The sequence below is a fragment of the Luteococcus sediminum genome (assembly GCF_054783495.1).
Window position 1 is genome coordinate 220,031 of sequence record NZ_BAAGQL010000013.1, and the last position, 25,996, is coordinate 246,026.

Below are 25,996 nucleotides of genomic sequence, written 5' to 3' on the forward strand. Positions count from 1 at the left end.
ATGGCCCGGCCTGGCGCGGCACGGATGATGGGGACGAGTCCGCCTGTAAGCCGGGTTCTGTACCCCTTGCGGGGCGGTGACCATCCATCTGCGACGCCTGTTGCCAGACGCCTTCGGTGCTCGCGCACCGTGCGACCTACCCGGACGCTCGGGCGGGCAGCCCTCGATCACGTCCGCAGCCGTGCAGGCACGGCCTTCTTGGTCTTGCTCCGGGTGGGGTTTGCCTGGCCAGCCCAGTCACCTGGGCTGCCGGTGGTCTCTTGCACCGCCGTTTCACCCTTACCAACGGTTGCCCGCTGGCGGTCTGTTCTCTGTGGCACTGTCCCGCGGATCACTCCGGGTCGGTGTTGCCGACCACCCTGCCCTGTGGAGCCCGGACTTTCCTCAACACCTCGCCCTCAAGGGGCTTGGTGCAGCGGTCACCCGGCGAACTCGTCCGACCAGAAGTCTACGACGCTGCGGGACGAAAGCTCACCACGCCCTTGAGCAGGTCCATCGAATCCACCTCGACTTCCAGCTCCTGGCCCAGGGCGACACCCGGCATCTGGAAGCGCGCCTCGACGGCCGGATCGGCGATGGAGATGGTGCCCTGGTCCTTCTTGGGATCGTGGTCGACCACCACGCCCTCCAGCCGGCGGCCGGTGTGGGAGCCGAGCACGAGGGCCTCGGTGAGGTCGACGATGCCGCGCTCGAACTTCTTGGCCCGCGAGTCGCTCTCGCGCATCTCGTCGGGCAGGCTCGCCAGGGCATCGGTCACCCACTGCGGGATCGGGGTCTGGTTGCACAGGTGCACGCAGATCTCGCCCACATAGCGGTCCACCAGGCGACGCAAGGGCGCGGTGCAGTGGGCGTAGTGGGCGGCCAGGGCATTGTGCTTCAGCTCATCACCCGCGGGCACCTCGCCGTCCTTGCCGGGCTGGCCGAGCACGGTGTAGGCCGCACCGCGGAAGAGCCGGGTGCAGCTGGTCATCATCGCCAGATGGGTGGGCCGGGTCACATCGAGGGAGCGCACGAAGTCGGGATAGCCCATGTCGGCGGGCCAGTCGATGCGCAGTCCGCGGGCGATGCCGCGCAGGCGCTGCACGTCGCGCTCCTGGGCCGGGGGCAGGGTGCGCAGCACGCCGGTGCCGGCCTCCAGCATGATCCCCGCCGCCGCCATGCCGGTGAGCAACGAGATCTGGGCATTCCAGCCCTCGACGGGCAGCGGGGATCGGAACTCGGTGTGCCAGCCGTCCTGGTCGCTGACGATCTCCTGCTCGGGCAGGTTCAGCGAGACACCGCCGCGCCCGACCTCCTGCTGCTCGCGCAGGCGGCCGATCTCGCGCAGCAGCCCCACCCACTGGGGCGCGGTGCCCGCATCGAGCTGGGCCTGCACCGCTGCGTAGGTGAGCTGTTCGCGGCTGCGCACCAGCGCCCGTTGCACCCCCGCCGAACGCTGGGCGCCCGAGTCGTCCAGCTCGATGCGCCACAGCAGCGCGGGCCGGGGACGACCGTCGGCCAGCAGGCTGGCGGCCCCCTCGCTCAGCACGGCGGGGTGCAGGGGTGCCCGCTCGGCAGGGGCGTAGAAGGTCTGGCCGCGACGGTGCGCCTCCAGGTCCACCGCGCCACCGGGTTCCACCCAGGCAGCGACGTCGGCGATGGCATACCAGACGAGGAATCCGTCGGACAGGCGTTCCAAGCACATGGCCTGGTCGAGGTCCTTGGAGCCCTCGGGGTCAATGGTGACGAAGTCGAGGTCGGTGCGGTCGACGCGCTCCCCCAGCTGCCAACGGGGCTCGTCGACGCCCTGGGCCGCGGCCTGCTCTGCCGCCGCGAGCACCTCCGGGGCGAAGTCGTCGGGGACCTCCAGCTCGGCGCGCAGGGCGGCGATGCCGGCCCGGATCGGTTCGGGCGCCTGGGCCCTGGCAGTGATCTGGCGTGCTGGCATCGTCGCTCCTTCTCGTCGGACTGACCCGGCCGGGTCAGCTGGGCAGCAGGGAGGCCTTGGTGCGCACGAGGATGCGGTCGCACTCCTCGCAACGCAGCACTTCCTCGGGCTTCGCCGCGGCATAGCGGCGCAGGTCGGCGGCATTGGCCTCGAGCTGGCAGCCGGTGCAGCGACGGCCCTGGAGCTCGGCGGCGCCGGTCCCTAGGCGCTCGGTGATGCGCTGGTAGGTCTTGAGCAGCGCCTCGGGCAGCAGGCGGGCGGTGGCCTCGCGCTCGCCCTTGCGCTCGGTGAGTTCGGCATCGATGGTGGCCATCGTCTGGTCGCGGTGGGCCATCAGTTCGCGGATCTCGGACTCCAGCTCCTTGCGCTCGGTGTCGATGCGCTTGACCTCGGCGGCGTGGTCCTCCACCAGCTGCATGGCGTCGAGCTGGTCGTCCTCGAGCTTGCGGATGCGTCCACCGAGGTGGTCGATCTCCTCCACCAGGCCGCGCAGCGCCTTGGGGTCGGCGACGGAACCGTCGTCGACGCGCTTCTGGTTGCGGACCATCCGGTCGCGGGCCGGGTTCAGGTCGTCCTCGATCCGCTTCTGGTCGCCCTCGGCGTCGGAGAGCCTGGTCTGTGCGGCCACCTGGGCCTCGACGAGGGTGGCCCGCTGGCCCATCAGCTGCTTGATGGTGGCCAGTTCGGGGATGGTGCGACGACGATGCTCCAGCTGGCTGACCTGGAGGTCGATGGCGGCAAGGTCGAGCAACCGCAGCTGGTCAGCCGGTTCGGCAAGCATGTCTTCTCCTCGTGGTGCGCGGGCGAGCCGCTGGTTCTCGGGGCGGCACCCCTGGCACTGCCCGTGGACGAAGCCTACCCACTGCTGGCCCCGCCACCCCACAGCCAAGGCGTGACGGGCGGCAGGTGGCCGGGCGCTCTCAGCGTCCCCATGGGTGACCGGTCGGTAGGGTTCAGTGCCCGCCGGTGCGGGAAAGACGACCCCGAGGATGACCATGAGCACTGCCCCGCCGCACGACGCCACACCCGGGGAGTCCCTGACACGCCGCCAGTACCGCACCCTGGTGCTGGTGCTCGGCACCATGGGTGCACTGGGCCCGATGACCATCGACACCTACCTGCCGGCCCTGCCCCACCTGGCCGAGACGCTCGACGCGTCCACCAGCCAGGCGCAGCTCACCCTGAGCGCGATGATGCTGGGAATGGGACTCGGCCAGCTCGCGTGGGGGCCGCTCTCGGACGCCATCGGGCGACGCAAGCCCCTGCTGGTGGGCCTGGGCACGCACGTCGTGGCCAGTGTCGTGTGCGGCCTCGCCCCGTCGATCGGGGTCCTGCTGGCCGGACGACTCCTGCAGGGCCTGGCCTGCGCGGCCGTTGGCGTCGCCTCCCAGGCGATCGTGCGCGACCTCTTTCGTGGCATGAAGGCCGCCGAACTGCTCAGCCGCCTGGCTCTGGTCACCGGGCTGGCACCGATCCTGGCCCCGCTGATCGGTTCCGGGCTGCTCACCTTCACCACGTGGCGTGGCGTCTTCGTGGTGCTGGGCGTCATCGCCCTGTTGGTGCTCTTCCTGGTGCGCTCCCAGCTGCCGGAGTCGCTCCCGAGCGAACGGCGGATCCCGGGTAGCCTCTCGTCCAGCCTTGCCGCCTACCGCCAGGTGCTCAGCGACCCGGGATTCGTGGCGGTGGCGCTGACCGGAGCCATGGCCTTCACCTGCCTGTTCGCCTATGTCTCCGGCTCGGCCTTCGTGATGCAGGGCATCTTCGGGCTGAGCCCCCAGCTGTTCGGGGTGGTCTTCGCCTCGATGTCGGTGGGCCTCAGCCTCGCAGCCCAGGCCAACCCGCGCGTGGTGCGACGCATCGGTCCGGTGCGCGCCCTCACCCTGGGGCTGGCGACGATCGTGCTGGCCGCCGCGCTGATGCTGGCCCTGGCCCAGTGGCAGGTCGGTGGGCTGGCCGGCTTCCTGGCGCCGATGTTCCTGGTGATGTGCGGGCTCGGCCTGTCGCTGCCCAATGCGCCGGCGGTCGCACTGCACCGCCATGGGGCCCGAGCCGGCACGGCCGCAGCCCTGCTGGGCGCCTCGCAGTTCGCCATGGGTGGCGTCGTGACGCCGTTGGTGGGCGCCCTGGAGGACGGCACCTCGCGGCCGATCCCGATGGTGATCCTGGCCGCCGGGCTCGTCGGGTTGGCGACCATGCTGCTGGCCGGGCGCCGGCTGCGCGCCGAGAGCTATGACTAGTCCTGCCTGGCCCCCGGCGCGCGGCGTCGGGTGATCAGTCGTCGACGACAGTGACGGTGACGTCGATGTTGCCGCGGGTGGCATTGCTGTAGGGGCACACCTGGTGCGCCTTGTCGGCCAGGGCCTGCGCCTGGTCATGGGGCAGGTCGGGGATGACGACCTCGAGCTCGACGCTCAGCCCGAAGCCGCCGCCGTCGAGCTGGCCGATGCCGACCCGGGACCCGACGCTGGACTCGCCCAGGTCGGCCTTGGCCTCGCGCGCGACCATCTGCAGCGCGGAGTGGAAGCAGGCCGCGTAGCCGGCCGCGAAGAGCAGCTCGGGGTTGGGAGCGCCGCCGGCGCCGCCCATCTCGCGGGGGATGGCGAGGTCGGTGTCGACCAGGCCGTCGGTGGTGCGGACGTGGCCGTTGCGGCCGGCGCCGGTGGCGAGTGCCTCGGCGGTGTAGATGGCTGACATGGTCTTCCTCCTGTGGTGACTGGGATGCCGACCCTGCGCCCTCGCGGGCGCCGGGTGGCGATGTCTGGCACAACAGCCGGGACAGCCGCCCCATTCCCGGCTCGCGCGTCAGGCATTCCAGCGCACGATCGCCGGCGACTCCTTCTCGTAGCCGAGCACGCTGACCGCGCCGGTCTGCAGCGGAAAGGACTGGCCGCGGGCGACGTCGATGCCCAGCCAGCACAGGGCCAGGACGCGCGAGGCGTGGCCGTGGCTGAAGCAGATCGCCCGGTCCACACCGGAGTCCTGCACCCGCTGCACCACCGTGGTGAGCCGGTCGATCACCTGGGTGCGGGTCTCCCCGCCCGGGATCGGGTGCGTCCAGATGCGCCAGCCCGGAACCTGCTCGCGGATCTGGTTGCTGGTCATCCCCTCGTAGTCGCCGTAGAACCACTCGGCCAGATTCTCGTCGACCTCGGGCTGCTCGAAGCCCGCCAGCTCGGCGGTTCGCCGGGCCCGCAGCCGGGGGCTGGTGAGCACCAGTCCGAAGTCGCTCGGGTCGAGGCGCTCGCGCAGCCGGCTGGCCTCCTCAACCCCGTGCTCGGTCAGGTCCAGGTCGGTGACGGAGGTGTGCTGGCCGGACCTGCTCCAGGCCGTCTCACCATGGCGTACGAGATAGAGCTCAGTCATGCTCCTCACCCTGCCAGCCCTCGCCACACAGCGCGAGGCCTCAGGCGGCGGGCTCACTCAGCTCAGAGCTGATCACCGGCAGACGGCCCGAGGCCAGAACCACGTGCTCGCCGTCGCGCCAGTGCGCCAGCAAGGCCTCCTGCACCCGATTGTGGGCCTCCAGCGTGGCCCACTGCTGGGCCAGTGGCCGCTCGTCGGGCTCGATGTCGAAGCCGAAGTAGAGGCCGTCGCGATCGCACTCGGTGACCTTCCAGACCGCGAAGCGGCGCGCGAAGTCCACCACATTGCCCTCGCCCAGGCGCCAGGCGATGCCCGGGTCGAGCAGCCAGGAGGTGCAGGTGAACCAGTCGATCGGGCCCACTTCCGGGTAGTGTTCCTCGAAGAGCAGGGTCGCCTGCCGCAGCGAGTCGTCGACCAGCTCGGGGTGCAGCGGCCCGCTCGGGTCGATGTGGATGGCCAGGGCCGGGACTTCGGTCTCGAGGATCCCCACGTCGCTGGTGGTCAGCTCGAACTGCAGGCGTCCGAGCTTGAGGAAGCGGCCGGCCCAGACCATCGCCATCCACTGCAGGTTGTGCAGGCCGGTGGAGCCGTTGACCTGCCGGTCCTTGTGGACCTGCCAGCCGAGGTCGGCCAGCGTGGCGTCGATGACCTCGGACGCGATCTGCCGCCGCGCCAGGGCCTCCCGCACGCCGGGAGCGGCCAGCACCAATGCCAGCACGGCAAGCACGCCCCGACCGAGACGGTGCTGCTCGTCGACGGCTTCGAAGACCCCTGCCGAACGCTCGGAATGGCCGATGACCCCCACCAGCCGTTCGACCAAGAGCTCGACGCGCGCCAGGTCGGTCTCGTCGGTGGCGACCTCTGCGGCCCAGGAGAGCACGGCCGGACGGTCCTCGTCCTGCACCCCGAGCCGGGCGAGGTCCTCGTCACGGAGCCGGCTGAGCAGGCTGGCGGTCGGCTCGGTACGCGAGGTCATGGGCGCAAGCCTAGAATGCCTCTGGCATCCCGGCCGACCGTCCGACCGGGGCCGGACGAACGGAGATGACATGAGTGACGAACAGCCCAGGCTTCCCAACCGCCAGACCCCCTTCTCGGAGGCCTTCGTCGACTTCATCCCCCGCGACTGGGCCCCCTATGACAGCACCCTTCCCGAACGGCTGCCCGCGAGCGAGGCCGCCGTGACCCGTCGCGAGGAACTCTCCAAGGCCTTCCCCGGCGAGCGGATCGTCGTGCCCGCCGGCGGGCTCAAGGTGCGCAGCAATGACTGCGACTACGTCTTCCGTCCCCACTCGGCCTTCGCCTGGCTGACCGGCCTGGGCAGCGACCGCGAACCCGACGCCGTGCTCGTGCTGGAGCCCACCGACCTGGGCCACGACTCGACCCTCTACTTCAAGCCCCGCGCCCCGCGCACCGATCCCGAGTTCTACGCCGACGCCCGCTATGGCGAGATGTGGGTGGGCCAGCGCGAGAGCCTCAAGGAGATGCGCGCCATGACCGGGCTGGACTGCGCACCGGTCTCCGAGCTCGACGCCGCGCTGGGAAAGAATGCCGACAGCACCCGGATCCGGGTGCTGCGCGCCGCCGACGAGCAGGTGGCCAGCCGTGTTGACGAGCTGCGCACCCAGCAGCAGGACCAGCTGCAGGACGACCAGGAGCTGGAGACCCACCTGTCGACGATACGCCTGGTCAAGGACGACTTCGAGCAGGGACAGATGCGCGAGGCCTGCCAGGCCACCGCGCGCGGCTTCGAGGCCGTCGTGCGCGACCTGCCCGAGGCGGTGCGCCGCGGCCGCGGCGAGCGCTGGGTGGAGGGCGTCTTCGGCCTGCACGCCCGCCACCACGGCAATGGGGTGGGCTATGACTCGATCGCCGCCAGCGGGGACCATGCCAACACGCTGCACTGGATCCGCAATGACGGCGACCTGCGCGAGGGCGACCTGCTGCTGCTGGACGCCGGCGTCGAGCTCGACAGCCTCTACACCGCCGACGTCACCCGCACCCTGCCGGTCAGCGGCCGCTTCTCGCCCGAGCAGCGCAAGGTCTACGAGGCGGTGCTGGAGGCCCAGGAGGCGGGCATCGCCGCCGCACAGCCCGGGGCGCGCTTCTCCGACGTGCACGCCGCCGCGATCGCGGTGGTGGCCCGCCACCTGCACGAGTGGGGGCTGCTGCCCGTCACGCCCGAGGAATCGCTGTCGGCCGAGGGCGGCCAGCACCGCCGCTGGATGGTGCACGGCACCAGCCACCACCTGGGCATCGACGTGCACGACTGCGCCCAGGCGCTGCGTGAGGACTACCGCGACGGCATCCTCAAGCCGGGCATGGTGATCACCGTCGAGCCCGGCATCTACCTCAAGGCCACCGACCTGCTGGTGCCCGAACAGATGCGCGGCATCGGCGTGCGGATCGAGGACGACATCCTGATCACCGCCGACGGCAACGAGAACCTCTCCGCGATGCTGCCGCGCACTGCCGACGAGGTCGAGGCCTGGATGGCTCCCTTGCTCGCCGGGGAGGGCCGGTGACGGGTGACCAGCGTCGCCTGCGCCCGGCGCTTCGCCCGGTCGTCCCCCGCCCGTCGGCCAGGAGCACCATGGCGACCGCGCGTCGCACGAACGGCCGTCGCTGGGCCACCACGCCCGACTCGGTGCAGGCCTGGGGCTGGTACGTGGACGGCCGCAAGGAGGAGGTGGACAGCCTCCACCTGGCCACCGAGAGCGCCAAGATGGGCGAGGGTTTCGTCTGGCTGGGGCTCAAGGACCCCACCGACGAGGACATGGCCAGCTTCGCGCGCCAGTTCGAGCTGCACCCGCTGGCCATCGAGGATGCAGTCGAGGGCCACTCCCGCAGCAAGCTGGAGCAGTTCGACGACACGCTGTTCTGCGTCATCTCCACCGTCGCCTATGTTGATCATGAAACGGTCACCGAAACCAGCGAGATCGTCTCCACCGGCCAGATCATGATCTTCGTCGGCGAGAACTTCCTGCTCACCGTGCGTCGCGGCGACAACACCCCGCTGCGCAGCCTGCGCCGCGAGCTGGAGACCGCGCCCGAGGATCTCGGGGTGGGGCCCGCCTACGTCTTCTACAAGATCCTCGACCGGGTGGTCGACGAGTACATGGCCGTGGTGAGCGAGTTCGAGATCGACATCGACGAGGTGGAGGAGGACATCTTCTCCCGCCAAGGCACCAAGGAGGTGGACCGGGTCTACAACCTCAAGCGTGAACTGATCGAGTTCAAGCGCTCCGTGGTGCCGCTGGCCGCACCGCTGCAGGCGCTGAGCACCCGCAACTACCCGGTGATCCCCGACGAGACCCGGGCCTACTTCCGCGAGGTGGCCGACCACCACACGGACTCGCGAGAGGCGATCGCCTCCTTCGACGAGGTGCTGTCCACCATCCTGCAGGCCGGCATGGCGCGGATCTCCCTGGAGGACAACCGCGACATGCGGCGGCTGTCGGCGATCCTGGGGATCCTGGCCGTCCCGACCACCATGGGTGCGGTCTACGGCATGAACTTCGACAACATGCCCGAACTGCACTACGACTACGCCTACTACGTCGTCCTCACGGTGATGGTGGTGGGGATGCTGGCCAGTTACCTCGTCTTCCGCCGCCGCCACTGGATCTGAGTGGCCACTGGACCTGAGTGGCCACTGGACCTGAGTGGCCACTGGACCCGGGCCACGCGGGACGGTCAGTCGCGTCGGCGCTGGCCCAGCACCTGAAGCACCGAACTGAGTCCCTGGTGCGCCATGCCCTCGAAGATCCGCCGCTCGGTGATCTTGATGTCAAGATCAAGCCCGGGCCAGTCGGCCTCCACCTTGGGGCGGGTCATCAGCAGGTCCTCGTCGGTGGGTCCGCCGGTGCCCATCGCGGGCTGGGCGGGAGTGTAGACCTCCATCAGGAGCTTGCCCTGGGGCGCCAGCTGCCCGGTCAGCACCCTGGCCACCTCCGCACGCAGCCCGGGCGGGAGGTGGCAGAAGATGACCACGATCCCGTCCCAGGGGCCCTCAGCGGCGGGCGTGTGGATCCACTCGGCCAGGTCGGCCACCTGGGCGTCGAGGTTGACCTTGCGCTCCGCGGCCAGGGCGCGGGCCTTGGCCACGCCCACCTCGGAGATGTCGACGGTGGTGACCCGGTGGCCCTGCTGGGCCAGCCACACGCCATTGCGTCCCTCGCCGTCGCCCAGCACCAGCAGGCGGCTGCCCCGTCGCAGCATCACCTCGGCGGTGACCAGGAAGTCATTGGGGCGATAGCCGAACAGGTTGTTCGGGTGGTCGTAGCGGTCGTCCCAGAGCCGTCGCAGCTCGTCCCCGGACAGCGGGCTCATCGACGACCTTCCTGGTCGCCGCCCTGCTGGCTGGTCGGGGTGGGCGGCCAGACCGTCGGGCTCGGGGGCTGGAGCGGCTGCTGGCCCAGCGCCTCGCGGGCCTGGTTGACCACCGTCGACTCGCCCAGCACCTCGTAGCGAGTGGCGACGATCGCCTGCACCGAGGAGAAGTCCCGCTTGCCGCCCTGGGTGGCATAGCCCATCCCGGCGGTGAGCACGCCCAGGCCGACGCCCATCAGCACGCCGAGCAGGAGTGCCTGCCCGCCGGGGATGGTGGTGACCAGCAGCATCATCAGCAGGCCGAAGAAGAGCCCGGTGCCCAGCCCGCTGAGCGCTCCCCCGGCCAGTACGCGGCCCAGGGTGAGGCGTCCGAGCACGCGCTCCACCTGCTTGAGGTCGGTGCCCACGATGCACAGGTTCTCCACCGGGAACTGCTTGTCCGCCAGCAGGTCCACGGCTCGCTGCGCCTCGGCGTAGGTGGGGTAGATGGCCACCGACATGGGGTACTTCAAGGGCATGACGGTCGAGGAGGCCTGCATGGAGGAAGACATGCACCGATCCTACCGGCGGCCACGAGGCGGCTGGCTTCGTCCAACTCTCGGGTGCCCCACTGTGTGCATGGACAGCCTCGCCCATCGCAGGACACAGAGCCCTGACGCGCCGCCCAGAACCTGCATGGTCTGAACTGTGCGCATGTGGACCGTGGAGCTGGACCCGATCCGGGGCTGGCTCCTGTCCCTCGACCAGCGCTCCTACGAGCAGGTGATGGCGGACCTCGAACTCCTCGCCGAGCACGGACCCCAGCTCGGGCCCCCATTGTGGACACGGTAACGGCATCGCGGCACCGCAACATGAAGGAACTCCGGCCGGGGTCCTCCGGCCGTTCCGAACTCCGCGTCCTGTTCGCGTTCGATCCTGAGCGCCAGGCGATCCTGCTGGTCGCCGGTGACAAGGCCGGCAACTGGCAACGCTGGTACTCCAAGAACATCCCGATCGCCGACGACCTGTTCGACGACCACATCCGACGACTCAAGGGACGGTGACCACAATGACCACGCTCGACGACATGCTCGCGCTACGACCTGTCAGCGCGGAGGCGGTTGAGGCGCACAAGAAGCAGATGATGGCCGAGGTTCGCGCCTACCGCCTGCGGGAACTGCGCGAGCAGGCCGGGTACACCCAGGCCGAACTGGCCCAGCGGATCGGCGTCGGCCAGCGCCAGGTCTCCAAGATTGAGAACGGCGACATCGAGAATGCCAAGGTGGGCACCATCCGCGGCTATCTCGAAGCGGTTGGCGGAACCCTGGCCCTCGAATATGTGATGGGTGACCATCGGGTCCAGGTCGCCTGACGCACCAATCTGGTGGCCGGGTGGTTCACTTCTGGCATGGCTGTGACTGACGACAGGATCGAATCCTGTGCCCCTGCCAGCGACGTCCTGGACGAGGTCGTGACCCGGCACCTGGAGGCGCCCCTCGCCTGGGATCCAGCTTGGACCGTCACCAACGAGGACACCGCCAACACGAAGGGCCTGATGACGACGCAGCGTGAGGGCGGCAGCGGCCAGATCCTGTTCACCACACGGTCCGGTCGTCTCACCAGCTTCGTGTGGGCATTCGACCCCACTTCCGTCGAGAAGCCCGTCGTCCATCGAGAAGCCACTGGGCACGTCGGAGAGCGACTGGGCAGCTGCTGCACCACGTGCGCAGTCACCTTGGGACGTGCACGGTGCAGGCGGGCTGCCGGGTGCCTCATCTCCCCACTCTCAGGACGGGTCCTCGACGGACTCCGAAGCCAGCGGGAGCAATCCCGCGCCCAGCTGCATGCGTCCGTCTGGCAGGCCGCGGCGCCAGTGGATCCCGTGGGTGGTCAGGCCCTTCGTCGCCAGGTGGTCATCGACCAGCACCCACAGGTCGGCCTCGTCGACCAGCTGCGGGTCGACGACGGCGCTGACGGCCAGCTGCTCGGCAGCCAGCACAACCTCATCCAGACCGGCAAGGTCCGCCAGCGACTCACTGTCGAGCATCACGCCGATCACGCCGGGCTCCCGGCCGTCGTAGACCTGCACCAGGTCCTCGGGCTCTGATCCGACCCGTTCCAGCCGGAGCGCGTGCAGCCGCGACACGGCGGCGCCGATCTCGTGCTCGTGGTGCACGGTGCACCGCACACCCCACAGCGTCCGTTCGGGCATGGGCTCCAGCCGGGCGGTGCGCGCCACCTGCCGTGCGGCATCCTCGAGCCCATCCAGACGCCGCTGCACCTGCGCGAGCCGCTTTGCGGCCAGGCGGTGCTCCTCGTCCAGTTCAGCGGCGCGCTCCTGGAGCAGTCCCACCAGTGCGTCGCGGCGAAGACCGGGGTCCAGCAGGGCGCGCACCCGTGCCAGGTCGAGGCCCTCGGCTCGCAGCCGGGCGATCTGGCGGATGCGCTCCACCTGGGTCGGCACATAGCGCCGTCGGCCACTGGCCGGGTCGGTGCTGGCCGGCACCAGCAGGTCCACCTCCTCCCAGTGGCGCAGCATCCTGGGGCTGACTCCCGCGGCGCGAGCAGCTTCGCCGATCTCGAGGAGGTCCGGGTTCATGTTCATGTCTGTGGCGCCCATGCCCAGATCCGACACCTTCACACCGTGTCAGGAGCAAGCCCCGGTTCTCCGGCCCCGGAGCGGGTGCCTCCGTGACCCGGGTCAGCGGGCCTTGGCGAGCGTTGCCCGGGCCACGGCCAGCCCGGCGCCGTCGACCATCTCGTCATCGACGACGATCGCACCGACCGCTCCCCCGGCCTCGGCCGTGGCGTGCTCGTAGGCCTCGACGATCCGACGCGCCCGCTCCACGTCGGCCGCGGGCGGGCTGAAGACCTCGTTGCCGGCCTCCACCTGCGAGGGGTGCAGCACCCACTTGCCGTCGTAGCCGAGCGCGGCGGAACTGCGGGCCGAGGTGCGGAAGCCCGCCAGGTCCCGGATCCCGACGAAGGGGCCGTCGATGGCCTGCAGCCCGTGGGCCCGGGCCGCCACCAGGATGGTCATCTGCACGTGGTGGAAGGCGTCCCCCACGTAGCCGGGCGGCTGGGAGCCGACGTTCAGGGTGGCCATCCCCATGGCGGCCATGAAGTCGCCCGGGCCGTAGACCAGCGTCTCGGTGCGGGCACTGGCGGCGGCGATCTCGGCGACGTGGAGCAGCCCGCGGGCCTCCTCGATCTGCAGCTCCACACCAATCCGCCCCACCGGCAGCCCGGCCGCCTGCTCGGCCTGGCTGAGCACCAGGTCCAGCGCCTTCACCTGGGCGGCCTCGGTCACCTTGGGCAGCACGATGCAGTCCACGCGGGCGCCGGCACCGCCCACCACCTCCAGCACGTCCTGGGTGGTCCATGGCGTGGACCAGTCGTTGACGCGGTAGGTGACGGTGGGGGCCCGCCAGCCCTCGGGCGCGTTCAGCGCGTCGACGATGCGGCGGCGGGACTCCTGCTTCACCGGCGGGGCGACCGCGTCCTCCAGATCCAGGAAGACGGCGTCGACGTCCTGGCTGCGGCTCTTGGCAATGAAGCGGTCACTGGAGCCGGGGACGGCGAGGACGGTGCGACGGGCGCGCGGCTGGGTGGTCACGGCCCCAGCATAGTCAGCCCCCGGCCCTGCGGGGGGTCCTTCCCGCGGGACGCAGCACGGCCGGCCCCCCGAGGGCCCGGCCGTGGTGTGATGCCGGTGCTGGTGTGCCGCGGCCTACGTGGCGCCGCCCAGGTCGTCCTCGTCGCTGGGCACGCCGGACCGGTCGGCGGCGTCCTGCGAGGAGTCCTCCGGCATACCCTGCGGCACCTGCTGGGCCACGTCGGCCGGGGGCACGCCGTCATCCGTGCCGGGGACCGAGTCGGCGCCCTGCTGCGGCGTCATCATGGAGTTCTCCGAGATCTGGCCTTCACTCATCTGGTGCTCCTCTGCTGTGGCCCGCGGCCGGGGCCGCGGGACGTAGACCGGATGCCCGACGACGTCGGCCATCCACTGCCATTGAAGTAGCTTGCCACCCGCCGGGGCATGGTCCGTAGGGGTGTCCTGCTACTGCGGCGGCGGCCCGAGCGCCCGCCCCAGGGGGGTGGGACGGCCCAGCGAGCAGACCTAGGGTGGGGCCATGGAGCGCACGCGGATCAGCAGCTGGGCAGGCCAGGGACGGGCACGACGGGCGGACGCGGTGGTGGTGGGCGGTGGCCACCACGGCCTGGTGGCGGCCACCGTGCTGGCCGACGCGGGCTGGCAGGTCGAGCTCTTCGAGGCCCGCGACCAGGTGGGCGGGGCGGTGGCCTCCCGGCAGGTCGACGGCTGGGTGCTGGACGAGTTCAGCGCCTGCCACCCGCTGGCCGTCGCCTCCCCGGTGCTGCGGGCCCTGGAGCTGGAGCAGCACGGCCTGGCCTGGCAGCACGCCCCGCGCCCGCTGGCGCACGTCGGCCAGAGGCAGCAGCGCGACGGTACGGCCCTGCAGGACGATCCGCAGGCGACGGCGGACGGCTTCGCGGACCCGCGGGACGCCCGGCAGTGGCTGCGCATGGTGGAGCAGTACCACCAGGTGAAGCAACCCCTGCTGGATGCCCTGTTGACGCAGTGGCCCCCCACCACCAGCGCGCTGCGCACCCTGCGTGCGCTGGGCGGGGCGGAGGTGCTGGACTTCGTCCGAATGGCCCTGCTGCCGGTGGACCGGATGGGCACCGAGCTGTTCCGCGGACCCGAGGGGCGGGACCTGCTGGCAGGCAACGCGATGCACGCCGACATCCCGCCGCAGGCGCCGGGCAGCGGCCTGTTCGGCTGGCTGATGACCATGCTCGCCCAGGACGTGGGCTTCCCCTCCCCGCGCGGTGGCACCGCCCAGCTCGCCCTGGCCCTGCGGGCGCGTGCGGAGCAGGCGGGCGTGGTGGTGCACACCCAGGAGCCGGTGGAGGCGATCCTCACCACCGGCGGGCGTGCCACCGGCGTGCGCACCGCCGCCGGCCGCACCGTCCGCGCGCGGCGGGCCGTGGTGGCCGACACCAGCGCCCCGTCGCTCTACCGCCACCTGCTGGACCCCGACGCCGTCCCGGCCGGCCTGTCGGCCCGGTTGGAGCGCTTCGCCTGGGACCTGCCCACCATCAAGCTGAACTACCGGCTGTCCGCCCCGATGCCGTGGACGGCCTCGGCGGCGCACGGCGCCGGCGTGGTGCACGTGGGACTGGACCACGTCGGGGTGGGCCGCTGGTCGGCGGACCTGGATGCCGGGGTGGCGCCGGAGCACGTCTTCGCCCTGGTGGGCCAGATGGCCACCATCGACCCCGGCCGGGCACCCGCCGGGGGCGAGTCCTTGTGGCTCTACACCCACGCCCCCCGCGGCCACGCGGACAACGAGACCGCCAGCCAGGTGGCCAGCCGGGCGGAGGCGATGCTGGACGGCTTCGCCCCCGGCTGGCGCGACGCCGTGGTGGACCGGTGGACCCAGTTCCCGGCCGACCTGCACGACAGCAACGACAACCTGGGCGACGGGGCCGTGGGTGGCGGCACCATGCAGCTGTTCCAGCAGGCCGTCTGGCGTCCGGTCACCGGTTTCGGCGGCCCCGGCACCCACCTGGCCGGGCTCTACCTGGCCTCCGCGGCCACCCACCCAGGCGGCGGCGTGCACGGTGGCGCGGGATACCTGGCTGCCCGGGCCGCGCTGCGGGAGCAGTCCTGGTGGGGCCGTCCCGCGCGCCGGCTGCGGCTGGCCGGGCTGCACCGGCTCTACCAGGACCCGCCCGCCCTGCACTGACGCCGCCGGGCGGATCAGGGCCGGGTGCGCCGCTCCGCCAGCAGCGCCAGGCGGCGCAGCGTCTCCCGGTTGCGGACCACCGTGGCCGCCTGCCGCACCCGCTCGGGGACCAGCTTGGCCGGGCCGCTGACCACGTCCTCGCGCATCCGCACCAGGGTCTGCTCGCCGCGCGGCTCCACGCTGATCTCCACCTCGGCGGAGCCGAACGGGCGGTCCTTGGGCACCAGCCGCACGAACCGGCCCACCTCCACCTGCTTGACCACCGTCTTGTCATTGAGCAGCACCGGCCACACGCCCGCCGAGTGGTGCAGCTCCGCCCCCACCTGGGGCCAGTTCTGGCTCGCCGCCCGCATCCGGCTGGCGCCGACCACCCACAGCGGGTAGGTCCATCCGTCCGCCAGCACCTGCCACACCCGGTCCGCCGGGGCGTCCACCAGTCGCTCGACCGTCTCCATGTCTGCTTCCTCTCCTCGATGGCTTCCTGCTCCCATCCAAGCCAGCCTGCGGCCGCGGCCCCACACCCCTGGGCGCGGGGTCCTGCCCCCGCTTGTCAGCCCGGTAGATTGGGGACGTGAGTGTCTCGTCGTCAGCCGTGTTCATCTCGCGCATCCGCGGCCTGCCGGTGCTCGACGCCCGCGGCGACCAGACCGGCCGGGTGCGCGACGTGGTCATCCAGCTGCGCACCCAGGGCCGTGCCCCGCGCGTCAAGGGCCTGGTGGTGGAACTCTTCGCCCGCCGCAGGATCTTCGTGCCGATGGTGCGCGTGCACGCCATCGACGCAAGCCAGGTGGTGATCGAGGGGCAGGTCGACACCCGCCGCTTCAGCAAGCGCGAGGCCGAGACGCTGGTCATCGACGAACTCTTCGATCGCGCCGTGCCCCGGCCTGAGGGACGACGCGCCGCCATCTACGACGTCTCGATGCGCCCCACCCGCGCCCGCGAGTGGGAGGTGGACGACGTGGCCCTGCGTGAGCTGCCCGCCGCCGGGCGCTTCGCCCTGGGCAAGCGGGGCGCCACCACGATCGTCGAGTGGCGCGAGATCCCCAACCTGGTGCTGAACTCGAAGCAGGTCAATGACCACCTGCTGGCCCAGATGGCCGACATGCGTCCTGCCGACGTCGCGCGTGAGCTGCACGACATGAGTGCCGACCGGCGTGCCGAGGTGATCGAGGCGCTGGACGACGACCAGCTGGCCGATGCCCTGGAGGAGTTGCCCGAGGACGAGCAGGTCGAGGTGCTCAGTGCCCTGGACCACGAGCGTGCCGCCGACATCCTCGAGGAGATGAACCCCGACGACGCCGCCGACCTGATCAAGGAACTGCCGGCCGAGATGGCCGAGGACCTGCTGCAGCGCATGGAGCCCGAAGAGGCCGCCGACGTGCGCGGCCTGATGATCTACGCCGACCTGACCGCCGGCGGCATGATGACCCCCGAGCCGGTCGTCCTGGGCCCCGACGCAACCGTCGCCGAGGCGCTGGCGCGGGTGCGCGACGAGGAGCTCACCCCCGCCCTGGCGTCGATGGTCTTCATCTGCCGTCCCCCGCTGGACACTCCCAGCGGCCGCTTCCTGGGCATGGTGCACACCCAGCGGCTGCTGCGCGAGGCCCCCTCGCTGATGGTCTCTGGCATGGTGGACGACAGCCTCGAGCCGCTGGGCCCGCACAGTGGCCTGGCCGAGGTGAGCCGCTACTTCGCCACCTACAACCTGGTGGTGGCGCCGGTGGTCAATGACGAGAACCAGCTGGTCGGCGCCGTCGCGGTGGACGACCTGGTGGACCACATGCTGCCCGAGGACTGGCGTGGCACGCAGATGGACGGGGAGGACGAGGAGAGCCGTGCCTGAGCAGCGCGAACGTCCCCATGGCTCCGGGCAGCGCGAGCGTGGCGCCGGCACCCAGCGCGAACGGCTCAACACCCCCGGTGAGCGCAGGCGCTCGCTGCTGCCCAAGGTGGAGCTCGACCCCGACTCCTTCGGCCGCTTCGCCGAGTGGGTGGCCCGCTTCATGGGCACCGCCAAGTTCCTGGTCTGGATGACGGTGGTGGTGATCACCTGGGTGGCCCTCAACGTGGTGAGCATCTGGCACCACAAGTGGGACCCCTATCCGTTCATCCTGCTCAACCTGTTCTTCTCCACCCAGGCCTCCTATTCGGCGCCGCTGATCCTGCTGGCGCAGAACCGCCAGGAGGCCCGCGACCGGGTGACGATGGAGGAGGACCGCCGCGTCGCCGCGCAGAGCCGTGCCGACATGGACTTCCTGGCCCGCGAGATCGCCTCGCTGCGGATGAATGTCGGTGAGATGGCCACCCGCGACTACATCCGTGGCGAGCTGCGCTCCAGCCTGCGCGAGTTGCTGGCCGAGCTGGAGTCCGAGGAGCCCGTCGAGGGCGATGACGACGGGCGCCGGTCGTGGCTGCGCGAGAACCGCACCCGCGAGAACCGCTCCCGTGAGGGCAAGGGGCGTGAGCGCCGGGACGGCCGCGAGTCCTGAGACGATTTGCAAAGGAGTCGGCCAAGGAAAAGACTCGAACCCATGACTGACGAGAACCCGCTGCTCGGCCAGGTGCGCGCGGCGCTGCACACCGTTGACGATCCCGAGATCCACCGCCCGATCACCGAACTGGGCATGGTCGACGAGGTGACCTGTGACGAGGCAGGAAATGTGCGCATCCGCGTCCTGCTCACCATCCAGGGATGCCCCCTGCAGAACACCATCAATGCCGACGTGACCAGGGCGGTCGGCGCCGTCGAGGGCGTGAAGTCGGTCTCGGTGGAGCTCGGCGTGATGGACGACGAGCAGCGTGCAGCCCTCAAGACGATGCTGCGCGGCGGCCAGCCCGAGCGCCAGATCCCCTTCGCCCAGCCCGGCAACCTCACCCAGGTGATCGCCGTGGCCTCCGGCAAGGGCGGCGTCGGCAAGAGTTCCGTGACGGTGAACCTGGCCGCTGCCCTGGCGAGCCTGGGCAAGAGTGTCGGCATCCTCGACGCCGACATCTACGGCCACTCCGTGCCCGACATGCTGGGCCTGGGCGAGGCCCGCCCCACCCCGGTGGAGGACATGATCATGCCCGTGCCCAGCATGGGCATGAAGGTGATCAGCGTCGGCATGCTCAAGCCAGACCGCGAGGCCGTCATCGCCTGGCGCGGCCCGATCCTGGACCGTGCGCTGACCCAGCTGCTGGCCGATGTCTACTGGGGCGACCTGGACTTCCTCATCCTCGACCTGCCGCCCGGCACCGGCGACGTGGCGATGAGCCTGGGCCAGAAGATCCCCAATTCCGAGGTGGTCGTGGTCACCACCCCGCAGCAGGCTGCCAGCGAGGTGGCCGAGCGGGCCGGCACGATGGCCGCGATCATGCAGCAGAAGGTGATCGGCGTGGTGGAGAACATGAGCCACCTGGAGGTCACCAGCCCCAGCGACGGCCACACCTTCCGCGTCGACCTGTTCGGCACCGGCGGTGGCCAGAAGGCGGCCGACGCGCTCAGCGAGCGCCTGGGCTACGAGGTGCCGCTGCTGGCCCAGATCCCGATCGAGCAGCAGCTGCGCGAGGGTGGCGACTCCGGCGCCCCGATCGTCCTGAACGATCCCGAGGCCCCCTCGGCGAAGGCCCTGATGGCGCTGGCGCAGACGATCGCCGGCCGCAAGCGCGGCCTGTCGGGCATGCACCTGGGCGTCAGCCCCGCCTGATCGCGCTCCGGGACAGCCCGGACGGGGACCGAGCCTGTCGAGGAGCACTCGACAGGCTCGGTCCGGTCTAGGTGGCCTCGAGGTCGACCGGCGTGGGGACCTCGCCGGAGGCCACCTCCTCGTGGCGGCTGGCCTCGAACTCGTGGCGCAGGTCCTCGCCCATCATCTGGGCGTCCTTGATGTTGCCGTCCAGATCGCTGCGCACTTCGGACAGGTCGGAGCGGATCTCGTCGATGTCGCCCTGCAGGTCCTCCAGCAGGTGCTTCTGCACGAAGGTCTTGGGGTTGAGGTCGCGGATGTCCAGGTTGGCGTACTCGGGGCCGAGCTCGGCACGCAGCTGGTCCTGGGCGTTGTTGGCGATGCCCCGCAGGAAGAAGACCACCCGGGCGGCCTTGCGGGTCAGCTCCGGGATCTTCTCCGGCCCGAACATGATGACGGCGAGGATCACCACCATCAGAACTTCGGGGAGGCCGATGTTGTTCACGCCGCCAGCCTAGCGAGCCGCAAGTCGGTCACGAAAAAGCGACGGGCGCTGGCTGCCGCGCTCAGCGGCCACGTTCCCCCACCAGACTGCGCAGGCCCAGCACCAGCTGGTCATCGATGTCGCCGGTGACCGGGGCCTGGCGGGGCAGTTCCTGTTCTGCCTGCACCGCAAGGGCCTCGTCGCCGTGGGCCAGCACCAGGCAGTGGACCCACTGGCCCGACTGCCACAGGTGGTCGCAGCCCTGGCGTCCCGCCTCGGCCACCAGCACCCCGCGCTGCTGCACCAGGACCAGCGCCTCTCGACGGTCGGCGAAGGTGCTGCGGATCGTGGTGGGCTGGTCGTCCAGGTGCTCGCGCAGCACCAGGGGCAGGCCGGCCAGTTGCTCGGGGCAGTCGGCGCGCGGCGGGCACGGTGCGTGGTCCTCTGCGCCGGGCGAGCCGACCAGGGCTGTCTGGGCCGTGAAGACCGCGGGCATCTCCTCGATGTCCACCGATGTCCACCCCGCCGCCATCTCGTCCAGCACGGCCCGGTGGGCCGCGCTCTCGACGTGCGGCAGCCCCAGGCTCGCCACCCGCGAGGCGTCCGGATCGGAGATCCCGGTGAGCTCCGGCGCCGAGAGCATGGCGGCCCCCACCGCCCCCGCGACGCCCAGGCTGGCGGCCGCGGCCCCCATCAGCACCCGCTGGCGCACCTGGCGACGGCGGCTCGGCAGCTGGCCGTCGCCCTCGGGGCGCAACCACAGCTGGTCCGTGGCCTGCTCACCGGCAATGGCCACCAGCCGGTCGGCCAGCCCGCTCGGGGCGGACGCGGGACCGGAACTGCGGGCCGCGATCCCCAGCAGGGCACGAGTCTGGGTCATCTCGGCGAGCTCGCTGCGACACTGCTCACAGCCCACGAGGTGACCGGCGACCGCTTCGCGCTCACCGGTCCCCAGCGCCTGGTCGGCATAGGCGGCCAGCTGGCGACGGGCCCGGCGGCAGTCGAGCTCGTCGTGGAACCTGATCCCCCTGATCATGCTCACCCCTGGCCAGCCCCGAGCAGTTCGTCATGGGCACGGTCGACGCCCAGGTAGCGCTCCCGGTCGGCGGTGGGGCGACGGTGGGCCAGGGCGACGCGCAGTTGGGCGCGCCCTCGGCTGATCCGGCTGCGCACGGTGCCGAGCTTCACGTCGAGCACCTGCGCGATCTCCTCGTAGCTGAGGCCCTCGATGTCGCACAGCACGACGCAGACCCGGTACTCGGGTGCGAGGGCGGCCAGGGCGGCGGTGACATCGGCGTCCATGCTGGCGTCGTCGTAGATCTGGCCCGGGGAGGCCAGTTCACCCGCCACGAGCTCGCTGGCCTCGGCCATCGGCTGCATGCGGATCTTCTGGCGGCGACGGGCCTGGTCCAGGAAGAGGTTGGTGGTGATGCGGTGGATCCAGCCCTCCAGCGTCCCGGGGGTGAAGGAGCTGATGGAGCGGAAGACGCGCACGAAGACGTCCTGGGTGAGGTCCTCGGCATCATGCAGGTTGCCGGTCAGGCGCAGCGCCAGCCGGTAGACCTGGTCGGAGTGGTCGCGGACCAGCTCTTCCCAGGTGGGCGGGGTCCACTGCACGGGGGCAGCAGCGGGCCGCTCCTCGAGGGGGGCCTGGCGCGTCTTGCGAAACATCGACATCCTCTCGTCACACGGGGCAACGATCGGCCAGCGCCGATCGTTCCCGTGGCGCGTCACAGGTCTGCGGCGTCCAGCAGGGCGGCGAAGGTCCGCACCTCGTCCTCGGTGGGCTGCGGCAGCGGGGCGCGCACGCCACCGACGTCGAAGCCCTGGTGGGCCAGGCCGGCCTTGACCAGCATCACGCCCTGGGTGGCGAAGACACCGCAGTAGACGCCCAGCAGCGACTGGTGCAGGGCCAGCGCACGCTCCACGTCGCCGGAGACGAAGGCCGCGACCATCTCGCGGGTACGGGTGCCGGTGAAGTGGGTGGAGGTGCCCACGACGCCCACGCCGCCCACTGCGAGCAGGGGAAGCGTCATCGCGTCATCGCCCGAGTAGTAGGCCAGCGTGGAGCCGGCGATCACCCTGGAACTGGAGGCCAGGTCGCCCTTGGCGTCCTTGACGGCGACGATCCGGGGGTGCTCGGCCATGGCCAGCAGGGTCTGCTCCTCGATGGGCACGCCCGCCCGGTGCGGGATGTCATAGGCCATCAGCGGCAGCTCGGTGGCATCGGCAACGGACAGGAAGTGCTGCAGGATGCCCCGCTGGGGAGGACGCAGGTAGTAGGGCGTGACGACCAGCAGGCCGTCGGCGCCGGCATCGGCGGCCTGGCGGGCCAGCTCGATGGTGTGACGGGTGTCGGAGCTGCCGACGCCGGCCAGCACCTGGGCCCGGTCACCGACCTCTTCCACGACGGCAGCCACCAGGGCGGCCTTCTCCTGCTCGGTGGTGGTGGGCGACTCGCCCGTGGTGCCGTTGATGACCAGCGCGTCATTGGACTGTTCGTCGACCAGGCGGGCGGCCAGCTGGCGGGCCCGGGCGATGTCCACCGCGCCGTCGGCGTCCATCGGGGTGACCATTGCGGTCAGGACTCGTCCGAAGACGGGCATCAGGGGATCATCCATGGTTCAGCTCTCCTCGATCATCACCAGCGGGTCGCCGTCGTGGACGACGTCACCGGCCTGCACGACCACCTCGGTGACCTTGCCCTCGACCTCCGCGAGCACGGGGATCTCCATCTTCATCGACTCCAGCACCACCACCGGTTGCGTGCTGGCGACCACATCGCCCACTGCGACCTCGACGGACAGGACATTGCCGACGATCTCGGCATTCACGGCGTGGCTCATGCACCGAGTCTAGTGCCCCGTGCATCCCTCCACCTGCACCTGAGGCTTGCCCGCCGCAAAAGCTCCATTGGATAGGATGTGGCGCGTGAGCCAGCCCAACCAGACACCGCATTCCTCCGCCGCCCTGGACGCCCGTTCCCTGGGCTTCGCCGAGGACTTCGTCGCCCCCGGCGAGACCCTGCGTGATGCCCGTGAGCAGGCCGTCGCCCTCGGCCTCGAGACCATCAGCAATGGCGCCGCCACCGCGCTGCGCTTCCTGACCCGCCTGGTCGGCGCCAAGGCCGTCGTCGAGGTCGGCACCGGCACCGGCGTCTCCGGCCTGGCGATCTTCGAGGGCATGGGCTCCGAGGGCATCATCACCAGCATCGACCCCGAGCCGGAGCGCCAGGCCGCGGCCCGCCGCGAGTTCCAGGGCGCCAAGATCCCCAGCAACCGCTTCCGCCTGATCGCCGGCATCCCGCTCGAGGTGCTGCCCAAGCTGCGCGACGGCGCCTACGACATGGTCTTCGTCAACGGCGACAAGCTGGAATACGGCGAGTACGTCGGCCAGGCGCTGCGCCTGCTGCGCCACGGCGGCATCGTCGTGATCAACAATGCGCTGTGGAAGAACCTGGTGGCCGACCCGTCCAATGACGACGACGAGACGCTGATCATCCGCGAGGCCCTGTCGGCCGTCGCGGAGACCGAGGAGTTCACCCCGCTGCTGCTGCCGCTCGGCGACGGCCTGCTGGCCGCCATCAAGGCCTGACGGGCAGAAATCCTTGTCTGCAAGGCCTTGACAGAATTGCACAGGGGGGGACGCTGGGGATGGGCCGCAATGTGGCGGCCCATCTCCAACCAGTCGAGGGGAACAAGGATGTTCAAGAACACTCACAAGGTTGGGGCGGGAGCCGCTGCCGTCGCCCTCGCACTCGGCGGAATGCTGGTCACGCCCCGCACAGCCATGGCCGTCCCCTATGGCTGCCACTACGAGATGAGCAACCGCGACGCGATCGGCACCTGCGACCGAGGCTCCGGGACCTTTCGGATCCGTCTGGATTGCAGCAATGCCCCAGACCGCACCTCCGTGTGGGCCCGCCCGGGTCAGTACGTCTCGGTTCGCTGCCTAGCCGGCAAGCCTTATGGGGTGTCCTTCGAGACGCGGTGACCGACCGGGACGGCAGCGGGGCATCGACTGCCATCAGCCGATGCCCCGCAACCATTCTAGCCCCAATCGTCTGATGGAACCGAGGAGTACGATGACCCTTCGGATTGACAACGTCACGATCGCCTATCGTCGGCGCATCGCCGTGTCGGCGGTGAGCTGGCGGCTGGATGCGGGGCTGCACGCCCTCCTGGGCCCAAATGGTGCCGGCAAGAGTTCACTTCTCCGGGCCGTCGCCACCCTGCAGCCCGTCAGCACGGGCCTGATCGAGTTCGATGGGCACTCCGGTCCGGGGATTCGCCAGCACCTGGGCTACTGCCCCCAAGAGAACTTGGGCAAGTCTTCATTCACCGTCAGAGAGCACCTCCTGTATATGTGCTGGTTGCGCCGTATCCCCCATGGAGCTGCAGCGAGCGAAGCCGAGCGTGTCATGGAGCTGATCGACCTGAGCGACCGGGCATCGGAGCGCATCTCCAAGCTCTCCGGTGGAATGCGCAGGCGCGTGGCGATCGGATCGGCACTCGTGGGCGACCCGGGCCTGGTCCTTCTGGACGAGCCCTCAGCCGGTCTCGACATGGCCCAGCGGGATGCACTGTCGCGCATTCTCCAAGGAGTCGCCCGGCAATCAGTGGTCATAGTGTCCACCCACTTGGTTGAGGACGTGATTCACCACGCGGACAGTCTTGCCGTGATGGACCAAGGAGAATTCCTCTTTGCCGATGACTTCAACCAGTTCGCCACCAGTCGTGAGCTGGGACCAGTTCGTGATCGCTATCTGGAACTGGTGGGCCGATGAAACACGGCGTGGTCTTGTGGATTAGACACAACCACCTCCCCCAGGCGCTCGCGGTCAGCACCCTTGGTGCCGTGGCCGTCCGTGCCGCACTATTCGTAATCAACAGCGACGGCGGCGGCGTGGATGTCGCACCGCTCTGGCTGGGGACAGCCATGACCCTCCCCCTGCTGTTCACTTTTTCCTGCGAGGATTCGCAAGACGTGGTCGCTCCACGCCCTCTGCTCTGGCGTCGGGCAGCATTGCTTGCACTGACCTTGGGCGCAACGGCTCTGGGCGCGTGGCTTCTCACGCCCGCCAGTGCTGACGGATTGGGCCCTATGGCCACCTGGCGCAACTGTTGCGCCTTGCTTGGGCTGGGACTCATCGGTCTCGGGCTGGTCGGCAGTACCGCCTTGTGGCTATTGCCATTGACCGCTTCACTCACCTCGATGATGTTCGCGTGGCCGCAGTATCCGGGGCCGTTGCACGGCATGGTGGGCTTCCTGCGAGCTCCCGTGGATCCACCTTTTTCCAGTGGGTCATGGAACTTGAGCATCCCGATGAGCGCAGCCTTGGCGGTGGCAGGCATGTTGGTGCACACGTCAGGCACCCGTGTGGCAGTGCACGACGGGCCGGCCCTGGCGAGGTTCGGATCACTCACAACAATCCATGGCGAGGCCACTGCCAGCACTCTGGCACAAGGGTTGGGGCGAGTAAGCCGATCCCGTCCCCTCACAGTCATCGCCGGCTTCGTGTGCACGTGGACACTGCTTGCGTCTGTTGGCAAGTGGGGTGGTAGCCCCCGCCTGCTGCTCGGCAACGAGGTGCCCTCAGGAGCTTTCATCCACGCACCTCTCGGCGCCCTGGTGGGTGTCGTCATCGGTCAGACTCGATGGCGCACCGGGGTGGCCGTCTGGCAACAACTCTCCGTCCGACCTCGATGGTCGCTTCTGCTGCAGGAGTGCCGGCGGTCCATCATGGCAACGACCACGGCCCTCGGGGTGCCGATCGGTGCCCTTGCGCTGTTGAGCACCGCAACGCTCGCCACTCAGTCGGGCGTGGCTGTGGCCTTGAGCGAGCTCGCGGGCGGAATGACGCCGACGCTCTTGGTTCTTCTGGAGGCGGGGCTGCTCTGCGTGCTCGGGACCGTGGCTGGTTGGTTCATGCGGGGCATCTGGATCCCCGCTCTGGTGATGGTGCTGGCTTTGGCCGCAATGATCCCGGCACCGCGTGTTCCGGTACAGGATGTCGACCGGATCTGGGCGGCGAGCTACGCGAGTACGGTTTGCTCTCCTGTCCCAGACCTGGATGTCACTGTGTGCACGACTCCGCCGCTGCGCGGCTACTTGCCCGCCGCCGTGCAGTCGGTGGCCGACATCTACCAAAGGGCCCCTCGACGAGAGGCCCTCCCCACCCGTGTCCTGCTCACCGACCGCGGCCCTATGGGAGTGAGTGCGCCGCACAGTATGGATCCAACAGTGTCCGTGCGACGGTCCCATGGGTTGCAGCCGCCTCGCGAACTTGGACCAACCACTGCGGAGTCGCTGACCTACTCCACCTTGGCGTGGTGCCCTGGCGCGAACATTGGTGACCTGATGATGTTGTGGGGCCAAGACGATTGGACCGCGAGCCCAACGATGTCACGGACCATCCAGGCCCTGGAGGAGTGCCGCGGGTAGGAGCGGCCCCTCTCGCCGTGGGCACCGGCCTGCT

General features: G+C 70.2%; 30 protein-coding genes and 1 other RNA gene. 14 read left to right on the forward strand and 17 right to left on the reverse strand.

Annotation, left to right across the window (positions count from 1 at the left end):
• Positions 1-30: 30 nt before the first annotated feature.
• The 3 genes from rnpB to ACYVKA_RS07870 form a co-directional block, all read right to left on the reverse strand.
• Positions 31-435: RNase P RNA component class A (rnpB, locus tag ACYVKA_RS07860), an RNA gene on the reverse strand.
• A 13-nt stretch (positions 436-448) separates the two neighbouring features.
• A complete protein-coding gene (locus ACYVKA_RS07865) occupies positions 449-1,927 on the reverse strand; it encodes an RNB domain-containing ribonuclease (RefSeq protein ID WP_460704369.1) in 1,479 nt (492 codons plus the stop codon).
• Between the two features lie 34 nt (positions 1,928-1,961).
• Positions 1,962-2,708, reverse strand: coding sequence for a zinc ribbon domain-containing protein (locus tag ACYVKA_RS07870; protein ID WP_460704371.1), 747 nt, complete (start codon positions 2,706-2,708; stop codon positions 1,962-1,964).
• 214 nt (positions 2,709-2,922) lie between these two features.
• Here ACYVKA_RS07870 and ACYVKA_RS07875 point away from each other — a divergent pair, with 214 nt between their 5' ends.
• Positions 2,923-4,164, forward strand: a complete 1,242-nt coding sequence (locus ACYVKA_RS07875; RefSeq protein ID WP_460704372.1) for a multidrug effflux MFS transporter — start codon at positions 2,923-2,925, stop codon at positions 4,162-4,164.
• A gap of 34 nt (positions 4,165-4,198) precedes the next feature.
• Here the strand turns inward: ACYVKA_RS07875 and ACYVKA_RS07880 are convergent, their stop codons facing one another.
• From ACYVKA_RS07880 to ACYVKA_RS07890, 3 genes are all read right to left on the reverse strand, one after another.
• Positions 4,199-4,621: an organic hydroperoxide resistance protein gene (locus tag ACYVKA_RS07880; RefSeq protein WP_394274708.1), complete on the reverse strand. Its 423-nt coding sequence runs from the start codon at positions 4,619-4,621 to the stop codon at positions 4,199-4,201.
• A gap of 108 nt (positions 4,622-4,729) precedes the next feature.
• Positions 4,730-5,290, reverse strand: coding sequence for a histidine phosphatase family protein (locus tag ACYVKA_RS07885; RefSeq protein WP_460704374.1), 561 nt, complete (start codon positions 5,288-5,290; stop codon positions 4,730-4,732).
• A gap of 40 nt (positions 5,291-5,330) precedes the next feature.
• On the reverse strand, positions 5,331-6,266 hold the full coding sequence (locus tag ACYVKA_RS07890; RefSeq protein WP_460704376.1) for an acyltransferase domain-containing protein: 936 nt from the start codon (positions 6,264-6,266) through the stop codon (positions 5,331-5,333).
• A gap of 70 nt (positions 6,267-6,336) precedes the next feature.
• On the opposite strand from ACYVKA_RS07890, the gene ACYVKA_RS07895 reads away from it, so the two are divergent.
• Positions 6,337-7,812 (forward strand): aminopeptidase P family protein, encoded by a 1,476-nt coding sequence (locus ACYVKA_RS07895; RefSeq protein WP_460704378.1) that lies wholly within the window; start codon positions 6,337-6,339, stop codon positions 7,810-7,812.
• Between the two features lie 68 nt (positions 7,813-7,880).
• Entirely contained in the window at positions 7,881-8,918 is a 1,038-nt protein-coding gene (corA, locus tag ACYVKA_RS07900; RefSeq protein WP_460704380.1) for a magnesium/cobalt transporter CorA, read from the forward strand.
• Between the two features lie 65 nt (positions 8,919-8,983).
• On the opposite strand, the gene ACYVKA_RS07905 is transcribed toward corA, so the two are convergent.
• Together ACYVKA_RS07905 and ACYVKA_RS07910 are read right to left on the reverse strand one after the other, a co-directional pair.
• Positions 8,984-9,619, reverse strand: a complete 636-nt coding sequence (locus ACYVKA_RS07905; protein WP_460704382.1) for an SAM-dependent methyltransferase — start codon at positions 9,617-9,619, stop codon at positions 8,984-8,986.
• Positions 9,616-10,170, reverse strand: coding sequence for a YflT domain-containing protein (locus ACYVKA_RS07910; RefSeq protein ID WP_394274702.1), 555 nt, complete (start codon positions 10,168-10,170; stop codon positions 9,616-9,618). Before ACYVKA_RS07910 ends, ACYVKA_RS07905 begins: the two co-directional genes overlap by 4 nt.
• Positions 10,171-10,306: 136 nt before the next feature.
• Between ACYVKA_RS07910 and ACYVKA_RS07915 the strand changes: the two genes are divergently transcribed.
• The 3 genes from ACYVKA_RS07915 to ACYVKA_RS07925 are packed head-to-tail and all read left to right on the forward strand — an operon-like array spanning position 10,307 to position 10,970.
• Positions 10,307-10,450, forward strand: coding sequence for a hypothetical protein (locus ACYVKA_RS07915; protein WP_394274701.1), 144 nt, complete (start codon positions 10,307-10,309; stop codon positions 10,448-10,450).
• Positions 10,451-10,470: 20 nt separating this feature from the next.
• Positions 10,471-10,662 carry a type II toxin-antitoxin system RelE/ParE family toxin gene (locus ACYVKA_RS07920; protein WP_460704384.1) on the forward strand — a complete coding sequence of 64 codons (192 nt, stop codon included), beginning with the start codon at positions 10,471-10,473 and terminating at the stop codon, positions 10,660-10,662.
• A gap of 5 nt (positions 10,663-10,667) precedes the next feature.
• Positions 10,668-10,970, forward strand: coding sequence for a helix-turn-helix transcriptional regulator (locus ACYVKA_RS07925; RefSeq protein WP_394274699.1), 303 nt, complete (start codon positions 10,668-10,670; stop codon positions 10,968-10,970).
• 414 nt (positions 10,971-11,384) lie between these two features.
• Here ACYVKA_RS07925 and ACYVKA_RS07930 read toward each other — a convergent pair whose 3' ends face one another.
• The 3 genes from ACYVKA_RS07930 to ACYVKA_RS07940 all read right to left on the reverse strand — a co-directional run bounded on the left by ACYVKA_RS07930 (position 11,385) and on the right by ACYVKA_RS07940 (position 13,529).
• The gene (locus tag ACYVKA_RS07930) at positions 11,385-12,218 is read right to left on the reverse strand and encodes a MerR family transcriptional regulator (RefSeq protein ID WP_460704386.1); all 834 of its coding nucleotides are present in this window, start codon (positions 12,216-12,218) and stop codon (positions 11,385-11,387) included.
• A gap of 81 nt (positions 12,219-12,299) precedes the next feature.
• Positions 12,300-13,214 carry an HpcH/HpaI aldolase/citrate lyase family protein gene (locus ACYVKA_RS07935; protein WP_460704388.1) on the reverse strand — a complete coding sequence of 305 codons (915 nt, stop codon included), beginning with the start codon at positions 13,212-13,214 and terminating at the stop codon, positions 12,300-12,302.
• Between the two features lie 114 nt (positions 13,215-13,328).
• Positions 13,329-13,529 carry a hypothetical protein gene (locus ACYVKA_RS07940; protein WP_460704390.1) on the reverse strand — a complete coding sequence of 67 codons (201 nt, stop codon included), beginning with the start codon at positions 13,527-13,529 and terminating at the stop codon, positions 13,329-13,331.
• A gap of 202 nt (positions 13,530-13,731) precedes the next feature.
• Between ACYVKA_RS07940 and ACYVKA_RS07945 the strand changes: the two genes are divergently transcribed.
• Entirely contained in the window at positions 13,732-15,369 is a 1,638-nt protein-coding gene (locus ACYVKA_RS07945; protein ID WP_460704392.1) for a phytoene desaturase family protein, read from the forward strand.
• 14 nt (positions 15,370-15,383) lie between these two features.
• On the opposite strand, the gene ACYVKA_RS07950 is transcribed toward ACYVKA_RS07945, so the two are convergent.
• Positions 15,384-15,824, reverse strand: coding sequence for an SRPBCC family protein (locus ACYVKA_RS07950; RefSeq protein WP_460704394.1), 441 nt, complete (start codon positions 15,822-15,824; stop codon positions 15,384-15,386).
• Between the two features lie 116 nt (positions 15,825-15,940).
• Here ACYVKA_RS07950 and ACYVKA_RS07955 point away from each other — a divergent pair, with 116 nt between their 5' ends.
• From ACYVKA_RS07955 to ACYVKA_RS07965, 3 genes are all read left to right on the forward strand, one after another.
• Positions 15,941-17,212, forward strand: coding sequence for a magnesium transporter MgtE N-terminal domain-containing protein (locus ACYVKA_RS07955; protein WP_460704396.1), 1,272 nt, complete (start codon positions 15,941-15,943; stop codon positions 17,210-17,212).
• A 94-nt stretch (positions 17,213-17,306) separates the two neighbouring features.
• Complete coding sequence (locus ACYVKA_RS07960) at positions 17,307-17,858, forward strand: DUF1003 domain-containing protein (RefSeq protein WP_394276964.1); 552 nt, start codon at positions 17,307-17,309, stop codon at positions 17,856-17,858.
• Positions 17,859-17,900: 42 nt separating this feature from the next.
• Positions 17,901-19,055, forward strand: a complete 1,155-nt coding sequence (locus ACYVKA_RS07965; RefSeq protein ID WP_394276959.1) for an Mrp/NBP35 family ATP-binding protein — start codon at positions 17,901-17,903, stop codon at positions 19,053-19,055.
• Between the two features lie 67 nt (positions 19,056-19,122).
• On the opposite strand, the gene ACYVKA_RS07970 is transcribed toward ACYVKA_RS07965, so the two are convergent.
• From ACYVKA_RS07970 to ACYVKA_RS07990, 5 genes are all read right to left on the reverse strand, one after another.
• Positions 19,123-19,509 (reverse strand): sec-independent translocase, encoded by a 387-nt coding sequence (locus tag ACYVKA_RS07970; RefSeq protein ID WP_460704903.1) that lies wholly within the window; start codon positions 19,507-19,509, stop codon positions 19,123-19,125.
• Between the two features lie 91 nt (positions 19,510-19,600).
• Positions 19,601-20,554, reverse strand: coding sequence for an anti-sigma factor family protein (locus ACYVKA_RS07975; protein ID WP_460704398.1), 954 nt, complete (start codon positions 20,552-20,554; stop codon positions 19,601-19,603).
• A gap of 2 nt (positions 20,555-20,556) precedes the next feature.
• Entirely contained in the window at positions 20,557-21,189 is a 633-nt protein-coding gene (gene sigE / locus ACYVKA_RS07980; protein WP_460704400.1) for an RNA polymerase sigma factor SigE, read from the reverse strand.
• A 59-nt stretch (positions 21,190-21,248) separates the two neighbouring features.
• Complete coding sequence (gene dapA, locus ACYVKA_RS07985; protein ID WP_394276956.1) at positions 21,249-22,139, reverse strand: 4-hydroxy-tetrahydrodipicolinate synthase; 891 nt, start codon at positions 22,137-22,139, stop codon at positions 21,249-21,251.
• 3 nt (positions 22,140-22,142) lie between these two features.
• On the reverse strand, positions 22,143-22,364 hold the full coding sequence (locus ACYVKA_RS07990; protein WP_460704402.1) for a biotin/lipoyl-binding carrier protein: 222 nt from the start codon (positions 22,362-22,364) through the stop codon (positions 22,143-22,145).
• Positions 22,365-22,440: 76 nt separating this feature from the next.
• On the opposite strand from ACYVKA_RS07990, the gene ACYVKA_RS07995 reads away from it, so the two are divergent.
• The 4 genes from ACYVKA_RS07995 (at position 22,441) to ACYVKA_RS08010 (ending at position 25,962) form a co-directional block, all read left to right on the forward strand.
• Positions 22,441-23,112: an O-methyltransferase gene (locus tag ACYVKA_RS07995; RefSeq protein WP_460704404.1), complete on the forward strand. Its 672-nt coding sequence runs from the start codon at positions 22,441-22,443 to the stop codon at positions 23,110-23,112.
• 108 nt (positions 23,113-23,220) lie between these two features.
• Positions 23,221-23,511 carry a hypothetical protein gene (locus tag ACYVKA_RS08000; RefSeq protein WP_460704406.1) on the forward strand — a complete coding sequence of 97 codons (291 nt, stop codon included), beginning with the start codon at positions 23,221-23,223 and terminating at the stop codon, positions 23,509-23,511.
• A 91-nt stretch (positions 23,512-23,602) separates the two neighbouring features.
• Positions 23,603-24,304, forward strand: a complete 702-nt coding sequence (locus ACYVKA_RS08005) for an ATP-binding cassette domain-containing protein (protein ID WP_460704408.1) — start codon at positions 23,603-23,605, stop codon at positions 24,302-24,304.
• A gap of 71 nt (positions 24,305-24,375) precedes the next feature.
• Positions 24,376-25,962, forward strand: a complete 1,587-nt coding sequence (locus ACYVKA_RS08010) for a hypothetical protein (RefSeq protein ID WP_460704410.1) — start codon at positions 24,376-24,378, stop codon at positions 25,960-25,962.
• Positions 25,963-25,996 lie beyond the last annotated feature (34 nt).

Coding starts and splice junctions, on each gene's coding strand:
- ACYVKA_RS07865 (WP_460704369.1), bottom strand. CDS start 1,927: ATGCCAGCACGCCAGATCACTGCCAGGGCCCAGGCGCCCGAACCGATC.
- ACYVKA_RS07870 (WP_460704371.1), bottom strand. CDS start 2,708: ATGCTTGCCGAACCGGCTGACCAGCTGCGGTTGCTCGACCTTGCCGCC.
- ACYVKA_RS07875 (WP_460704372.1), top strand. CDS start 2,923: ATGAGCACTGCCCCGCCGCACGACGCCACACCCGGGGAGTCCCTGACA.
- ACYVKA_RS07880 (WP_394274708.1), bottom strand. CDS start 4,621: ATGTCAGCCATCTACACCGCCGAGGCACTCGCCACCGGCGCCGGCCGC.
- ACYVKA_RS07885 (WP_460704374.1), bottom strand. CDS start 5,290: ATGACTGAGCTCTATCTCGTACGCCATGGTGAGACGGCCTGGAGCAGG.
- ACYVKA_RS07890 (WP_460704376.1), bottom strand. CDS start 6,266: ATGACCTCGCGTACCGAGCCGACCGCCAGCCTGCTCAGCCGGCTCCGT.
- ACYVKA_RS07895 (WP_460704378.1), top strand. CDS start 6,337: ATGAGTGACGAACAGCCCAGGCTTCCCAACCGCCAGACCCCCTTCTCG.
- corA (WP_460704380.1), top strand. CDS start 7,881: ATGGCGACCGCGCGTCGCACGAACGGCCGTCGCTGGGCCACCACGCCC.
- ACYVKA_RS07905 (WP_460704382.1), bottom strand. CDS start 9,619: ATGAGCCCGCTGTCCGGGGACGAGCTGCGACGGCTCTGGGACGACCGC.
- ACYVKA_RS07910 (WP_394274702.1), bottom strand. CDS start 10,170: ATGTCTTCCTCCATGCAGGCCTCCTCGACCGTCATGCCCTTGAAGTAC.
- ACYVKA_RS07920 (WP_460704384.1), top strand. CDS start 10,471: ATGAAGGAACTCCGGCCGGGGTCCTCCGGCCGTTCCGAACTCCGCGTC.
- ACYVKA_RS07925 (WP_394274699.1), top strand. CDS start 10,668: ATGACCACGCTCGACGACATGCTCGCGCTACGACCTGTCAGCGCGGAG.
- ACYVKA_RS07930 (WP_460704386.1), bottom strand. CDS start 12,218: ATGGGCGCCACAGACATGAACATGAACCCGGACCTCCTCGAGATCGGC.
- ACYVKA_RS07940 (WP_460704390.1), bottom strand. CDS start 13,529: ATGAGTGAAGGCCAGATCTCGGAGAACTCCATGATGACGCCGCAGCAG.
- ACYVKA_RS07945 (WP_460704392.1), top strand. CDS start 13,732: ATGGAGCGCACGCGGATCAGCAGCTGGGCAGGCCAGGGACGGGCACGA.
- ACYVKA_RS07950 (WP_460704394.1), bottom strand. CDS start 15,824: ATGGAGACGGTCGAGCGACTGGTGGACGCCCCGGCGGACCGGGTGTGG.
- ACYVKA_RS07965 (WP_394276959.1), top strand. CDS start 17,901: ATGACTGACGAGAACCCGCTGCTCGGCCAGGTGCGCGCGGCGCTGCAC.
- ACYVKA_RS07970 (WP_460704903.1), bottom strand. CDS start 19,509: ATGGTGGTGATCCTCGCCGTCATCATGTTCGGGCCGGAGAAGATCCCG.
- ACYVKA_RS07975 (WP_460704398.1), bottom strand. CDS start 20,554: ATGATCAGGGGGATCAGGTTCCACGACGAGCTCGACTGCCGCCGGGCC.
- sigE (WP_460704400.1), bottom strand. CDS start 21,189: ATGTTTCGCAAGACGCGCCAGGCCCCCCTCGAGGAGCGGCCCGCTGCT.
- dapA (WP_394276956.1), bottom strand. CDS start 22,139: ATGGATGATCCCCTGATGCCCGTCTTCGGACGAGTCCTGACCGCAATG.
- ACYVKA_RS07990 (WP_460704402.1), bottom strand. CDS start 22,364: ATGAGCCACGCCGTGAATGCCGAGATCGTCGGCAATGTCCTGTCCGTC.
- ACYVKA_RS07995 (WP_460704404.1), top strand. CDS start 22,441: ATGTGGCGCGTGAGCCAGCCCAACCAGACACCGCATTCCTCCGCCGCC.
- ACYVKA_RS08000 (WP_460704406.1), top strand. CDS start 23,221: ATGTTCAAGAACACTCACAAGGTTGGGGCGGGAGCCGCTGCCGTCGCC.
- ACYVKA_RS08005 (WP_460704408.1), top strand. CDS start 23,603: ATGACCCTTCGGATTGACAACGTCACGATCGCCTATCGTCGGCGCATC.